We start from the raw sequence: 14,227 nt of genomic DNA on the forward strand, positions 1-14,227 counted from the left end.
GTTTACTTCACTCAATTGAGCCTGAGCGAATCAGGCAGCCTTACGCTCGCTGTCGATGCGATCATAATTTGCCGCAAAAAATTCCATCGCTTCACGCATGATATCAGAGATACTCAAATGAGTCCTCTCCATGATGTTTTCCAGATGTTCACGCTCTTCGTCGCTGATTCTCATCGAAATAACATTGTACCTCGGATTCTCTCTCATTCTTCCCATGACTGTTTCCTCCTTTTTTATTGACTTGTATGATTTTTGTGCTGTTCATTTTGAACATTGATTCTGCTTATTATGCCACAACCATGCCAAGCCGAATAAAAAGAAGTTTATGTAAAAAATTCAACAACTTATTAAATAAGATAATATTAATCTTTTAAAGTATACGGAAAATATGTGCTAAATTTGGCACACATGTGGCCAAAAGTATACACAATTTTGTAACAACCAAAGATGACTTACACCCTCCTTCAGGAATGTACGAAATACCTATAATCCAGTTCCCCGGTAATCCCTTTCGCAGGCCCCTTGAGAGTCCCCCTCTTGGTGCGACCAACGCACCCCGACCTTCGTTCCTGACTGTTTAAAACCCAAACCCACTCTTCAAATGCCGGTTTTCCAGATAGCGATATACTTATGTAGGGAGGAATTAACCATGACAGAGAAACGATGTGGAGTATGCAGAAGAGAGGCGTGCGGGTGGCAAATTGCTCCAGCAGACGGAGATCCGATAGCTGCACTTAAGAAGCAGGGAGTTGATCTGGAAGATTCTTCATCCGTAGCTGCCGCAATCGATGAAAAGAAAATCCTTTTACAGCGAAACCATGAAAAACTGGAGGTTCAGCACTCCTTTGGAGTCTCGCCCGAATTAAATGTAAATGCCGAATTGGAAGCACTGATAAAGGAAGGGCATTGGCTGATGAACCAACTCACCATCCTTGGAGTCCCGGAAAAGGAAATTGAAGACATGTTGCACAAGGGGGGACTGCATTACCCCAACTGGGGAGCAGAATAGCCTCTGCGACACCTCGTTCACTTGCCCACCCTTTGAACCTCAATGCCGTACTTGTTCAGCAGCCGGTAAAAGGTCCGTCTGGGGATATTGGCCAGGCGGGCCGCTTTGGCAACGTTGCCGCCCGATTCTTCCAGATAACGCGCGATGATATTCTTCTCCGTCCGGCTGACATGGAGTTCCCGCTCTGCCTTGAAAGAGACCCGCCGCCGGTTGACATCGCTGTCCAGACTACGTTCAAAGGTTTCTGCAAAGATAGTGGGCAGATTCTCCAGCCGAATAACCCCCTCCTTGGCAAGCACCGAGGAGCGCTCGATGATATTCTGCATCTCTCTGATATTGCCTGGCCAGGAGTAGCGCTGCATTGCCTTAACCGCGCGCTCTTCAATTCCGTCAATTTTTTTATTGAGTTTTTTGCGGGTCTTCTCAAGAAAATGTTGGGCAAGGCTCGGGATGGATTCCACCCTGTCGCGCAGGGGTGGCAACAGGATGGAAAATACGTTGAGGCGATAGTAGAGATCTTCTCGGAACCACCCCTCGCGTACCCCCAGCTCCAAATCCTTGTTCGTGGCAGCGATCAGACGCACATCTACTTTTTTAGCCGTGGTGCCGCCTACCGGACGAACTTCCCCCAGATCCAGCAGACGCAAAAGTTCCGCCTGCAGCTTCGGAGTTATGTCACCGATCTCATCCATGAAAATTGTGCCCCCGTCGGCCGCCTCAAAAAGTCCTTTCTTATCGGCAATGGCACCGGTAAATGCTCCTTTCTTATGACCGAAAAGCTCACTTTCGAGTAGGGAATCCGTGATGGTGGTGCAGTTGACTGTAACAAGCGGTTTATCATTGCGCAGACTTAGACGCTGGATTGCTCGTGCGGTCAATTCTTTGCCGGTGCCGGTTTCTCCTCGAATAAGGACCGTTGTCGGGGTGGGTCCCACCTGGCGAATCAGCTCCAGCACTTCCTGAATACCCGGGTCGTCACCCACAATTGGATTATCTCCCATCTGGCGATCCAACTCACGCCGCATCAGTTCATAGCGCTGCATCAGGCGACCGCGATCCTCCTCAACCTGCTGCAGGTTATGGGGCAGGCACATTTCTATATCCGCCAATCCCTGATATACGGCAACTGCATGCTCCCGACAGGTGTTGTAGCCACAGGCACGACAGTTAAGTTCATCACCGTGAGTATATTTCTTGGTTGAATGCATGATCCGCTTGATGTCGTCTTTGCCTGGGCTGGGCAGTTTGAGCGATTTGTCCGAAAAGGAGCGCTGCAAATCAGGCATACAGGCACTTGAGCGGTAATGCGGCGCAGCAGGATAAGAGTTCTCCTTATTCCTGTAGTCAACAATCACTCTGCGTTTGAAAAAATGGTTAAGTTCCCGGTCCCGTGCCGGGCCGTCAACGCACCCACCGTCACAGAAGCGCAAATCAACATAAGAAGGGGAAATTCTTCCTGCATTCAGATCACGAATAATATCGATAGTATGTGATTCACCCTCTGCACTGAGTATTTCCGTTTCCAAAAAGTCCGATTCAATTCCCAGGACCTTCATTGACCCTCCGGTAAGACTGAAGACACGGCCGTCACCCGGATTGATACCATCAAAATCCACCTCATTCATACCCTGTGGATTTATGCCGCGGCTCTTGAAAAGTTTATCTATCTCCTGATAAGTCAGCACCACATCGATGGCTCCGGCTGACTCATCAGACTGAACTTCAAATTTTGCTGCTATGCAGGTACTTACATAGACTACCATTGTCTCTGCTCCCAATACCTGTTTGATGAAACGCCCCATAGCAATCATGGGTGAAACAGTCCCCACCAGATTTGGTAGCAGCCTCGGAAAATGTCGTTCAACAAGATCCACAACCGCAGGGCAGTGGGAGGCGATTAACGGAGCATCAGATGCGGCCAAAGCTTCATGATAGCTGCCGGCAATCAAAGTTGCACCGTAAGCCCCTTCATGGACCTCGAGAAACCCGAGGCTTTTTAGACCGGACACCAATTGGCCAGGGGTAATGGTATGAAAAAAGGCCGGAAAAGAACAGCCAAGCACCGCCACTACCGGCGCACCGGAAGCCAGCAGCTCCTGGGTCCTGACCATCCTGTCCACCACAACCTTTGCGTTTTGAGGACATGTAAGACACTTGCCGCAGCCAATACAGCGATCATACATTATCTGTGCAAAACCTTGATCGACCTTAATGGCTTTAACCGGGCAGGTGCGTACACATGAATAACAACGACGACAGCGTTCCCTGTAGGTAATGATGGGTTCCATGCAAATCCTTTTTCCTATTGATGTAATGCAGTGTGCAACAATTGGCACAGACCTGTAAATATATAAATGGATCGCTCACACGCCCCAGTGCGCAGCTGTTAAACACCAGACCCTCTTTTGTCCGACAAGATCGATTGTCATATTGAATTTGATATTTATACTTGACACGTCCCCCGCACTTGACTATAGTCCATAACTCTTTTAAAAATGATGCACATGGAGATGGCATATGTACGCAGTTATAAAAACAGGTGGCAAACAATACAAGGTTAGCGAAGGCGAGTTCCTTAAGGTTGAAAAACTCGACGGCGAAGTGGGCGACAGCATCGAATTTGCCGAGGTACTCATGGTCGGCGGAGATACGACGGTTGTAGGCGCACCTCATGTGGCCGGCGCTAAGGTTACAGCCAAAATTGCGGTTCAGGGCAGAGACAAGAAAATTCTTGTTTTCAAGTCCAAGCGCCGCAAGGGCACCCGCAAGCTGCGCGGTCATCGTCAGTACAAGACCGTTCTCAAGATCGAAAAAATCAGCGCATAAAATAAATTTTTTCCAGGAGCTAAGGAAATGGCACATAAGAAAGCGGGCGGAAGCTCACGTAACGGCAGAGATTCAGACGGTCAAAGACTTGGCTGCAAAAAATTTGGCGGCGAGACAGTCAAGGCCGGCAATATCATTTACCGCCAGCGCGGCACCCAGATCCACCCAGGTAACAACGTGGGCTGCGGCAAAGACCATACACTGTTTGCTCTTATCGAAGGAATCGTAACCTTCGAACGTTTGGGTCGTGATCGTAAAAAGGTCTCTGTCTACCCTAACTAAAAAATCAACAATATCAGCTTCAAAAGCCTGGAAGATCCTCTTCCAGGCTTTTTTGTTTATATAACTATATCTAAAACACTGTTTATTATATTGCAGCGCCGAGACATTTGAGATAAATTATAGACATTTCAATAATTTAGACTTTTTAATTTGTCATTTACATGTATTGATCTGAAAGGAATGATTCCCATGTTTCGATCTATCCTCACTCGCAAAATTCTGGTTGTTATTGCAGCCATTCTCTTCGTCGGTTTTGCAGGCATGGGGATATCTACCCTTTATCTGCAGTACAACTCATCTCACAAACTGCAGCAGCAAAATATCAAAAATCTTGCTTCCATGGCCACCCACGACATCCTGGCACTGATGATGAGGGGTGACATGAAAGAGTTCGATGCCTACCTGAAGGGTCTTCAGAATAATGAGAACGGAATAGCCATACGCATTTTTAAAGCAAGTGGCAAAGAACGTGGCACAAACAATATAAGTAGTGAAATGGAAAATGTGCTACGCACAGGCACGACTCAGGAGTTCTCCAGCAAGTCCGATGGCAAAAGAATGTTTAATACCGCCATTCCTTTGCCCAATGAGGAACGCTGCCGCACCTGCCACAAAACAAGCGACGCGTTTCTCGGCGGAATCCTACTGAGCGTTTCAACAGAAAAAAGCACATCAAATGCCTTGCACCTGGCATTAATAATGTCAACAATTGGGCTGTTTACTTTCTTTGCCATTCTGGTTTCACTGTACCTCTTTTTCCAAAAAATCATTATAAAACGGATCAACAGACTACATGCACAAGTCGCTGACTTAGCCGGTAGTGAAGGAGATTTGACCAAGGTATTACCTGTTTCTTCCGACGATGAAATCGGACAGCTTGCCGTCGAAATTAACCAGCTCACCTCAAAGCTTCGCAGCACCATCTCTCTGCTCTATCAGCAAACCTGCCTGATTGGAACAAGTGTATGCAGGTTGGCTGCAAGCACTGACCAGACCCTGCAGATGACACAGGATCAAAAAGATCAGGCCACCGCTGTTGCTGTTGCCTCAGAAGAAATGTCCCTCACCATCAATGATGTAGCCCATAGTGCCCACCGAGCAGCAACCCTCTCCACAGAAGTGGATGCCGCGGCCCATGGAGGCATGGCTGTCGTGGAAGAAACCTGCGGTTGCATGCACCAAATCAGCGAAAGCGTTAGCGGCACCTTGGAAACGATTCGCCACTTGGAGACTGCTTCCGCAAAAATAGGCGAGATGGTCATACTAATCGAAGACATAGCAGATCAGACGAATCTTTTGGCACTGAATGCATCCATTGAGGCCGCCCGGGCCGGAGATGCGGGCAAGGGCTTTGCTGTTGTGGCCAGTGAAGTGAAGGGGCTGGCTGAAAAGACAACCCGGTCCACCCGTGAAATTAAAAAGGTCGTAGCTGCAATTCAGCAGGAAAGTCGCACTGCGGCGGATATGATTTCCCAGGAGAACCTGCTGGTTCAGACAGGTCTTATGAATGCAGAAGAAGCGCGCCAGCGTCTGTTAAATATTCAAGGGCATGCCGCTGATTCCCGTTCCCAGATTGTCCAGATTGCCACAGCCACAGAAGAACAGAGTGCCACCACTCAGGATATTACTGAAAAAATTCACCACGTTTCAGAAGCTGCCGTTGCCACCTACACCACGATGAAGCAATCAGCTGATGCTTTTGCCACCTTCTCTGAGGTAGTTGAAAATATCTATGGCACTGTAGGTAAGTTTTCTGTCGGTAACTACCATGATCTGGCTAAGGGATATGCCAGGGAACTGGAGGAACAAGTCCAAAATGCAATTGAAACTGCTGTCCGCGAGGGGCGATTGACAACACAGGATTTGTTCGACCGCAACTATGTTCCTATCCCCGCTACCAACCCGGTTAAATACACCACTAGGTTTGACAACTTCTTTGACCGTGTTATAGCTCCTTTTCAGGAACAGATTATCTCCAGAGACAGCAAAGTTCTATTTGCTATCTGTGTTGACAACAACGGCTACTGTCCCTGCCACAATTTGCGCTACACTAAACCTCTGACCGGCAATCTGGAACAAGATAAGAATAATAACCGCACCAAGCGCATTTTCAATGACCGGACCGGACTGCGCAGTGCCCGCAACACGGATGGTTTTCTGCTGCAAACCTATCGTCGCGATACAGGTGAAATTCTGAATGACATGTCGATTCCCATTTTCATCAACAATAAACAATGGGGTGCCATTCGAATCGGCTATCTTGTGCCGACTGAGTAACCTTATTGACCGGGTTCTTATCTTAGCTGAGAAAAACCTACAATTCTGACAGGCGGTGTGGTAAAAAGTGCTTAATCATGAGTAATCTGTGGGGAAATCAATTATGAAACACCTTGGCGACATCCTCGTTGAGTCCGAAATCATCAGCAAAAAGACACTCGAACGAGCGCTGGAACGCCAGAAGTTTGATAAACAACGCATAGGCGTCATCCTGGAAGAAATGGGTGTGATTACCGAGGAGGAACTCGCCGAAGCCCTCGCCAAACAGTTCAATTTCAAAACCGTTAAAAACTTTATCAATCACCATTTCCCCCAGGAACTGCTGGATCTGATCCCGTCTGATCTGGCTATGAAGAAACTGGTCTTTCCGCTCAAGCAGAAAGAAAGCATGTTGGCAGTGGCAATTACTGATCCCTTTGATCTTGAAACCATGGAATCCCTCACCCGGATCACCGGATTTCAGGTTATTCCGGTCATTTCTACCCGGAAAGAAATCCTGGATGCCATTGCAAAAAACTATCTGAAGAGCGCCATTCACTCCGAAGGTGTTGAATCTATTCTGATAGTGGAAGACTCCGCGCCGATAGCTACGGTTATCCAGGTCGCTCTGGCCAAAGAGGGTTTTAATGCCCTGATTGCCCATGATGGATTGGAAGGCCTCAAGCTTGCTTTGTCGGAACGGCCGCAACTCATCATCACTGACTCAATCATGCCACGAATGGATGGCTATGGTTTGTTACGGGCCATAAAAGCCAATCCCATGACCTCGCATATTCCGGTTATCATGCTGACTTCCAAGGCCTCCACAGAAGATGAACAGAAAGCGCTTGAGTTCGGGTTCATCGACTTCATTCCCAAGCCTGTACAGCCGATGCGGGTAGTTTCACGTGTCAAACGGGCTCTGGAACTAGTCAAGAGATACAAACGCTAACACCTACAGGAGATGTCACGTCATGACTAACCAGGGAACAGGCTTGCTGTAATGACCGGCCCGGGAGAAGTTGTGCCGAATCTTGCCCTCCTGATTGCCGCAATCATTCTTCAGGCATGCTCCACCCTTCCCTTGCTGTTCAGGCGTTCCGCCCTCTCCCAAAAAATTTCAGCCTCCTTGATGGTACTGGCTTCCATGATCGGTACTACGGGAGCTGTTCGATCTCTCACTGATCCCGCCGCGCATTCTCTTCTGCTGGACTGGAGCCTCCCATTTGGCCCGGCAGAAATCGGTATCGACCCCCTTTCGGCCTTATTTCTGCTCCCCATTTTCATCATTACGGGCTGCAGCGCCCTTTACGGTGTCGGCTATTGGCCTGCCCAGAAACATCCCCACACGGTTACACGGCTCACCTTCTTCCTCGGCCTGCTGGCTGCCTCGCTCACAACGGTTGTCATGGCCAGAAATGCCATCCTGTTCCTGATCGCCTGGGAGATGATGGCCCTTGGTTCTTTCTTCAGCCTGACTACCGATGACAAACATGAAGAGGTCAGGGATGCCGGCATCCTCTATCTGATCACCACCCACCTGGGAACACTGGTACTGTTTGCTCTGTTCTCCCTGCTTTCGATCAATGGCAGTTTTCTGTTTCCGGCTGCCGCCTCACTGTCCGCGCTGCACCCGTTGGCCAATGCAATCTTCATCACCGCACTGATCGGCTTCGGGGTCAAGGCAGGGATGATGCCGCTGCATGTCTGGCTGCCGTCGGCCCATGCCAGCGCACCGAGCCACATCTCGGCCATCATGTCCGGTGTTGTGCTTAAAATGGGCATCTACGGCATGGTGAGAGTTTTTTCTTTCTTTGCCCAAGTCCCGCTCTGGTGGGGAGCCACCATCCTTGTCCTGGGAATGATTTCAGGAGTCGTGGGAGTTGCTTTCGCGCTCGGCCAGCATGATTTGAAACGTCTGCTGGCCTACCACAGTATCGAGAATATCGGCATCATCCTGATGGGCATGGGGGTCGCACTGATTGGTCAGGCGACAGGATCACAGGCCATGATGCTCCTGGGAATGGCCGGCTGCCTACTGCATGTGCTGAATCACGCCCTATTCAAGGCGCTCCTGTTTCTGGGAGCCGGATCCGTCATCCACGCCGTCGGCACCCGCGAAATCGATCTCATGGGGGGTGTTGGCAGGCGCCTGCCGCTGACAGCCTCGCTGTTCCTCGCCGGATCGGTTGCAATCTGCGGACTGCCGCCGCTCAATGGATTTGTCAGCGAGATCATGGTGTATCTCGGCTGCTTCCGTGGGGTGGCTTTCTCCAACGGCAGCGCGGTCGGCCTTACGGCCCTGGCTGTTCCTGCCCTGGCCCTGGTGGGAGGATTGGCGGTAGCCTGTTTCGTGAAAGTATATGGCACCGTATTTCTGGGGATACCACGCACGGAGGAGCACAGCGGTGGTCATGAAGCTCCGGGGAACATGCTGGTTCCAATGGGAGTGCTGGCCGGCTTCTGTGCCGTTATCGGCCTGGCACCCTGGCTTGTCGCCCCCCTGCTTGCCGGTGCCGTCGCGGGATGGCACCCTTCCCTGGCAAACAGTACAGCCGCGCTGACCAGCCTGGTTCCCTTCAATTGGATCTCTCTGTTGAGCACCAGCCTGACTCTCTGCATACTGGTTGGCACATGGGTCATTGTCCGGCGCACATCCGGCAACGAACACTCCACAGCCCCCACCTGGGGATGCGGCTATCTCCGGCCCACGCCCCGCATGCAGTACACCGCCACATCCTTTGCCGAAATGCTGGTGAAATACTTTCGTGATCTGCTCCGGCCACAGGAGTATTCCCCTGAAATAACCGGCATCTTTCCGGCTCCCACCCGCTATTCGAGCCATATCACCGAAGTTGTACTGGAAGGACTGTATCTTCCCTTCCTTGAATACCTTTACAGGAAAACAGCACCATTCCGGCGATTACAGCATGGCCGGCTGCACCTTTATATCCTGTACATTCTGGTGACGCTGGTAGTGCTGTTGGTGGTGACGGTTAACTCTTAGCAATTACCCTTTTCACGGAAAGATTATGCCTGATACGCTGCTCCACATAGTGCTTATCGTGGTAATGCCTCCCCTGCTGCTGGGGGTCATCGCCAAGACCAAGGCCGCGTTTGCCGGACGAACCGGTGCGCCATTCCTGCAACCCTACTATGACCTGTCGCGTTTGCTGCGCAAGGGAACCGTAACCAGTGACACCACCACCCTGATCTTCCGGAGCGGGCCGGTGATCACGCTTGCGGCCACTCTTTTCGCGGCCCTGCTGGTCCCGCTGGGTAAACATGCGGCGCCTGTCTCCTTTGAGGGGGACATGATCCTCTTTGCCTACCTCTTTGCCCTGGGGCGCTTCTTTACCACCCTGGCCGCACTTGATACCGGTTCCAGCTTTGAAGGGATGGGGGCTGCCCGAGAAGTCAGCTTTGCCTGCCTGGCAGAGCCGACGCTCTTCTTTGCCCTGATCACCATGACCAGGCTCAGCGGCACCCTCTCCCTCACCCCCATGCTCAATTACCTTTCACCATCCGTCTGGATGGGTACCGGTGCCGCTCTGCTCCTGCTGCTGGCCGGACTCTATATCGTGTTGCTGGCGGAAAACTGCCGCATACCCTTTGACGATCCCACCACTCATCTCGAACTGACCATGATCCATGAAGTCATGGTGCTTGATCACAGCGGCCCCTACTTCGGCTGCATTCTCTATGGCGCAGCTCTCAAGCTGTACCTGCTCGGGGCGCTCTTCATGAATATCGCCCTGCCGCTGACCAGCGGCAACTCCGTGGCGGACTGGGGGCTGTTCATTCTGTCAATGCTGATTCTTGCCGTTTCCATCGGTATTGTCGAATCGGTAATGGCGCGGCTCAGACTGATCCGTATTCCGCAACTGCTAATAGCGGCCATGATTCTGACCGCATTCTCATTTGTTCTGGTGGTGAGGTAAATCTATGACACTGCTGGCCGACCAGTTGCTGGTACTGTCGCTGCTGATCAATTTTGTTGTCCTGGGCACCAGCCGGATTGCCTTTGCAGTTCGGGCGGTGGCCGTCCAGGGAATACTACTCGGAGTGCTGCCGGCCCTGGTTCACCCTTTTTCGTGGCATCTGGTAGGCATTGTATGCGGCATTCTGCTGGCAAAGGGGATCATCATTCCCTGGATGATCATGGGGGCCATTAAAAAAGCAGAGATTAAACGCGAGCTCGAGCCCTTTATCGGTTACACCTCCACCCTTGTCTTGGGAGCCGTTTTCACCTCCCTGGCCTTCATGTTCGCAGCAAAACTGCCCCTGGCTCCCGAACACAGCGGACTGATCTTCGTTCCCGCATCGATCGCCACCCTGCTGTGCGGATTTCTGGTGCTCATGTCCCGGCGCAAGGCGATCTCCCAGGTGATCGGCTATCTTGTCATGGAAAACGGCATTTTCATTTTCGGGCTATTGCTGGCCAACGCAATGCCGGTAATGGTTGAAGCGGGGGCCCTGCTCGATCTTCTGGTGGGAGTATTTGTCATGGGGATCGTCATCAACAACATCAACCGCGAGTTCTCGTCTCTGGACACCTCCCGGCTGAACACCCTGCGGGAGGAATAGCACCATGCAACACTTAATATTTCGCACCAGGGTTTCCCCCCTCCCAACCTCCCCCCGCTGGGTGGAGGAGCGTATTCCCTCCCCTGGAGGGGGAGGGTTAGGGAGGGGGTTTAGATGTTACAGGGCACTAGCGTGATCTCTCTGTTTCTGCTGCTGCCACTCTGCGGAGCCCTGCTGGCCTGGCTGATTCCGGACAACCGCCGACGCCCGCTGGTACTGCCTCTGTTCTCACTGCTGCACCTGAGCATGACCGCTCTGCTGGTGATTGATACCCCGCCACCTTCTCCCCAGGGCTGGATAAACCTGGACTCTCTGGGCAAGCTGAATCTCATCTCCATCAGCACGCTTTTCACTGTCTGTTCCATTTACTCCGTCGGCTACCTGCAATACCGCCAGGAACGTTCCAACCGTACCCTCTGCATGTCGCTGCTGGTCTGCCTTTCGGCCATGTCCCTGGTATCGGTTTCCCACAACCTCGGGCTGCTCTGGATAGCACTGGAAGCCACTACCGTAACCATGGCTCCTTTGATCTATTTCAATCGCAACGCCCGATCAATCGAAGCCACCTGGAAATACCTGCTGATCTGCTCGGTCGGCATAGCCATCGCACTGCTGGGGCTCTTCTTTCTTGCCTATTCCACAATTGTCGCCAAACAGGATGTGACCCTTCTGCTTGGATCACTGATTGAGGATGCACCCCATCTCCACGCCGTATGGCGCCACGCTGCCTTTATTTTCCTGCTGGTCGGTTTCGGCACTAAAATGGGCCTGGCACCGCTGCACACCTGGAAACCGGATGCCTACGGCGAGGCACCCGGTCTTGTGGGCGCTCTGCTGGCTGGCGGTCTGTGCAACTGCGCCTTCCTGGCATTACTCCGGGTCTATCAGATTGCGGTTGCTTCGACCGAAGCATATCTCTTCCAGGAGGTGCTCCTGGTCATGGGCCTGATTTCGATGGCTTTTGCCGCTGTCTTCATGGTGCGCCAGAACGACTTCAAGCGCATGCTGGCCTACTCCAGCGTCAAGCATGTCGGCATCATGGTCATCGGCCTGGGGCTCGGCGGACAGGCTCTCTACGGTGCTCTGCTGCACATGCTGGCCAATGCGCTCACCAAGGTGGTGCTGTTTTTGGCTGCAGGCAACATCCACCGCGCCTACAACAGTAAAAGTACGGAGTTCGTGCGGGGGGCCCTCCGGCGAACTCCCTGGTCAGGGGCGCTGTTCCTGGCCGCGTTTCTGGCCATCAATGGTTCACCACCCTTCGTGCCCTTTATCAGTGAATTCATCATCATCAACAGTGCCTTCGTCCAGGGTAACTTCCTTACAGCAGGCCTGTTTCTGCTGTTGCTGGCAATTATCTTCATCGGAATGGCCTCCAGCGTACTGCCGGTGGTCATGGGCAGGATACCAGCCGGGTTGCCGGCCACCTCCTACCGCGACACCCCACATACCATTGTGGCGCCGCTGGTGCTGATGTGCGTGATCCTCGTACTTGGTTTGTGGATACCCCAGCCGCTGCACAACCTTTTGCGGGAAGCTGCCGGACTTTTGAGGGGTGGCACATGAGATCTTCCTTCTACACACTCAACAATGGTTCTGCAGTCCCCCGCAGAGATATTCCCGATCTCGACCGTAATGATTTCCTGCAGCTGATTCTGGATGCTCTGGATCATGGCTGGCGCGCATCATCCTACTTCAGCCTGCACCATGGCGACGGGTGCCAGCTCTATTGCGTGCTGACTGCTCCGGCCGGCCTTGAACTCGGCATCATCAGCACCACCGTGACTGACGGCACCCTCCCCTCTCTCTCCACACTCTGCCCGCAACTGCACATGTTCGAGCGGGAAATTGCGGAACAGTTCGGCCTCGCCATTGAAGATCACCCCTGGATGAAGCCGGTCCGTTTCCAGCGCCCCATGGAACGACAGGGATGCAGTGGTCCGACCGGAATGACCCCGGGGGTAACCGATTTTTATCAGGTCCAGGGTGCACAGGTTCACGAAGTAGCAGTCGGGCCGGTGCATGCCGGTATCATCGAACCCGGGCATTTCCGCTTTCAGTGCCACGGAGAAGAAGTTTTCCACCTGGAGATCTGCCTCGGCTATCAACATCGGGGACTGGAACAGATGCTGCTCAACGGGCCCCACCCCCTGACCATGCGCCAGATGGAGGCCATAGCAGGCGACACTACCATCGGTCATGGTTTGGCCCATGTCATGACCCTCGAGGCCCTTTCAGGATGCGCTGTTTCCGACCGCGCCCATGCCCTTCGCGGAATCGCGCTGGAATTGGAACGGCTGGCCAACCATACCGGAGATATGGGGGCCATCGCCGGTGATGTCGCTTTCCTGCCGACATCCTCCTTCTGCGGACGGATTCGGGGGGACTTTCTCAATATGACCGCTGAACTGTGCGGAAGCAGGTTTGGTCGCGGCTTTCTGGTGCCGGGTGGCATCGGTTTCGACTGCAGCGCCGGGCAGGCTGAATCTCTTCTCAGCCGGCTCGCTACCGCAAGGAAGGATCTTGGAAATGCGATCGAGTTGCTCTGGAATACACCATCTGCTACCGGGCGTCTCGAAAATACCGGCACCCTCAGCAAAGAAACTGCCCGTGAACTGGGGCTGGTCGGTCCAGCAGCCAGAGCCTGCGGCCTGGAGCGCGATGTGCGCAGGGACCTGCCATTCGGAATCTATGCCACCCAACCAATCCCGATGGTGTGCGCCTCAACAGGCGACGTGCATGCCCGAACCCTGGTTCGCCGGCTGGAAATTGAGGCATCTCTTGATTATCTGGAGAAATGTCTGGCTGATCTGCCGGATGGAAATCTGCACCTGCAGCCGGCAGGTCTGGCCCCCGATCATCTGGCCGTAGCACTGACCGAAGGTTGGCGCGGGGAAATCTGCCATGTGGCGGTGACCGATTCCAGGGGGAAGTTCGGACGATACAAAATAACCGACCCTTCTTTTCACAACTGGACCGGACTGGCCATGGCACTGAGAGGGCAGCAGATCTCGGACTTTCCGCTCTGCAACAAGAGCTTCAATCTGTCGTACTGCGGGTTTGACCTTTAGTAGGCCTTGAAAAGCTCAGATTGTTCAAAAATGGTCAGATCGTCGCCCCCCGGAGAAAGCCCCGCGGAGACAGCCCCCTCTCTATCTCTCCCCCAAAGGGGGAGAGCATGCCTTGCCCTCTTGTATATTCAGAGGTAGAGGGTATGGTTTTCCTTAACAACGGTGCACGGGACATGGCAGCACGACTGCCCTCTGG

Annotated in this window: 12 protein-coding genes; 10 read left to right on the plus strand and 2 right to left on the minus strand. The window is 52.7% G+C overall.

The genetic code is table 11. The features are described 5' to 3' along the window. Positions 1-30 precede the first annotated feature (30 nt). The gene (locus tag KJB30_RS09485) at positions 31-216 is read right to left on the minus strand and encodes a ribbon-helix-helix domain-containing protein (protein WP_214298438.1); all 186 of its coding nucleotides are present in this window, start codon (positions 214-216) and stop codon (positions 31-33) included. A gap of 433 nt (positions 217-649) precedes the next feature. Here KJB30_RS09485 and KJB30_RS09490 point away from each other — a divergent pair, with 433 nt between their 5' ends. After that, positions 650-1,009: a hypothetical protein gene (locus KJB30_RS09490; protein ID WP_214298440.1), complete on the plus strand. Its 360-nt coding sequence runs from the start codon at positions 650-652 to the stop codon at positions 1,007-1,009. Positions 1,010-1,026: 17 nt separating this feature from the next. Here KJB30_RS09490 and KJB30_RS09495 read toward each other — a convergent pair whose 3' ends face one another. Continuing rightward, a complete protein-coding gene (locus tag KJB30_RS09495; RefSeq protein ID WP_214298442.1) occupies positions 1,027-3,297 on the minus strand; it encodes a sigma 54-interacting transcriptional regulator in 2,271 nt (756 codons plus the stop codon). A 229-nt stretch (positions 3,298-3,526) separates the two neighbouring features. Between KJB30_RS09495 and rplU the strand changes: the two genes are divergently transcribed. The 9 genes from rplU to KJB30_RS09540 all read left to right on the plus strand — a co-directional run bounded on the left by rplU (position 3,527) and on the right by KJB30_RS09540 (position 14,031). After that, entirely contained in the window at positions 3,527-3,835 is a 309-nt protein-coding gene (gene rplU, locus KJB30_RS09500) for a 50S ribosomal protein L21 (protein WP_214298444.1), read from the plus strand. Between the two features lie 27 nt (positions 3,836-3,862). Further along, positions 3,863-4,117 (plus strand): 50S ribosomal protein L27, encoded by a 255-nt coding sequence (gene rpmA, locus KJB30_RS09505; protein ID WP_214298446.1) that lies wholly within the window; start codon positions 3,863-3,865, stop codon positions 4,115-4,117. 189 nt (positions 4,118-4,306) lie between these two features. Continuing rightward, positions 4,307-6,394 (plus strand): methyl-accepting chemotaxis protein, encoded by a 2,088-nt coding sequence (locus KJB30_RS09510; RefSeq protein ID WP_214298448.1) that lies wholly within the window; start codon positions 4,307-4,309, stop codon positions 6,392-6,394. Between the two features lie 103 nt (positions 6,395-6,497). Further along, positions 6,498-7,325 (plus strand): response regulator, encoded by an 828-nt coding sequence (locus KJB30_RS09515; RefSeq protein ID WP_214298450.1) that lies wholly within the window; start codon positions 6,498-6,500, stop codon positions 7,323-7,325. A gap of 51 nt (positions 7,326-7,376) precedes the next feature. Beyond that, the gene (locus KJB30_RS09520; protein ID WP_214298452.1) at positions 7,377-9,380 is read left to right on the plus strand and encodes a proton-conducting transporter transmembrane domain-containing protein; all 2,004 of its coding nucleotides are present in this window, start codon (positions 7,377-7,379) and stop codon (positions 9,378-9,380) included. Positions 9,381-9,405: 25 nt separating this feature from the next. Continuing rightward, on the plus strand, positions 9,406-10,314 hold the full coding sequence (locus KJB30_RS09525; RefSeq protein WP_214298454.1) for a respiratory chain complex I subunit 1 family protein: 909 nt from the start codon (positions 9,406-9,408) through the stop codon (positions 10,312-10,314). Positions 10,315-10,318: 4 nt separating this feature from the next. Beyond that, positions 10,319-10,960: an NADH-quinone oxidoreductase subunit K gene (locus KJB30_RS09530; protein ID WP_214298456.1), complete on the plus strand. Its 642-nt coding sequence runs from the start codon at positions 10,319-10,321 to the stop codon at positions 10,958-10,960. Positions 10,961-11,074: 114 nt separating this feature from the next. After that, the gene (locus KJB30_RS09535; protein WP_246545602.1) at positions 11,075-12,526 is read left to right on the plus strand and encodes a proton-conducting transporter transmembrane domain-containing protein; all 1,452 of its coding nucleotides are present in this window, start codon (positions 11,075-11,077) and stop codon (positions 12,524-12,526) included. Next, positions 12,523-14,031 carry a hydrogenase large subunit gene (locus KJB30_RS09540; RefSeq protein WP_214298458.1) on the plus strand — a complete coding sequence of 503 codons (1,509 nt, stop codon included), beginning with the start codon at positions 12,523-12,525 and terminating at the stop codon, positions 14,029-14,031. The genes KJB30_RS09535 and KJB30_RS09540 overlap by 4 nt, the downstream gene beginning before the upstream one ends. The last annotated feature ends 196 nt before the right edge of the window (positions 14,032-14,227 follow it).

The organism is Pelotalea chapellei (assembly GCF_018531195.1).
GTDB classification, from domain to species: Bacteria; Desulfobacterota; Desulfuromonadia; order Geobacterales; family Pseudopelobacteraceae; genus Pelotalea; species Pelotalea chapellei.

Excerpts from the sequence above, each read along its gene's own strand:
- KJB30_RS09485 (WP_214298438.1), bottom strand. The coding sequence starts at position 216 with ATGGGAAGAATGAGAGAGAATCCGAGGTACAATGTTATTTCGATGAGA.
- KJB30_RS09490 (WP_214298440.1), top strand. The coding sequence starts at position 650 with ATGACAGAGAAACGATGTGGAGTATGCAGAAGAGAGGCGTGCGGGTGG.
- KJB30_RS09495 (WP_214298442.1), bottom strand. The coding sequence starts at position 3,297 with ATGGAACCCATCATTACCTACAGGGAACGCTGTCGTCGTTGTTATTCA.
- rplU (WP_214298444.1), top strand. The coding sequence starts at position 3,527 with ATGTACGCAGTTATAAAAACAGGTGGCAAACAATACAAGGTTAGCGAA.
- rpmA (WP_214298446.1), top strand. The coding sequence starts at position 3,863 with ATGGCACATAAGAAAGCGGGCGGAAGCTCACGTAACGGCAGAGATTCA.
- KJB30_RS09510 (WP_214298448.1), top strand. The coding sequence starts at position 4,307 with ATGTTTCGATCTATCCTCACTCGCAAAATTCTGGTTGTTATTGCAGCC.
- KJB30_RS09515 (WP_214298450.1), top strand. The coding sequence starts at position 6,498 with ATGAAACACCTTGGCGACATCCTCGTTGAGTCCGAAATCATCAGCAAA.
- KJB30_RS09520 (WP_214298452.1), top strand. The coding sequence starts at position 7,377 with ATGACCGGCCCGGGAGAAGTTGTGCCGAATCTTGCCCTCCTGATTGCC.
- KJB30_RS09525 (WP_214298454.1), top strand. The coding sequence starts at position 9,406 with ATGCCTGATACGCTGCTCCACATAGTGCTTATCGTGGTAATGCCTCCC.
- KJB30_RS09530 (WP_214298456.1), top strand. The coding sequence starts at position 10,319 with ATGACACTGCTGGCCGACCAGTTGCTGGTACTGTCGCTGCTGATCAAT.
- KJB30_RS09535 (WP_246545602.1), top strand. The coding sequence starts at position 11,075 with ATGTTACAGGGCACTAGCGTGATCTCTCTGTTTCTGCTGCTGCCACTC.
- KJB30_RS09540 (WP_214298458.1), top strand. The coding sequence starts at position 12,523 with ATGAGATCTTCCTTCTACACACTCAACAATGGTTCTGCAGTCCCCCGC.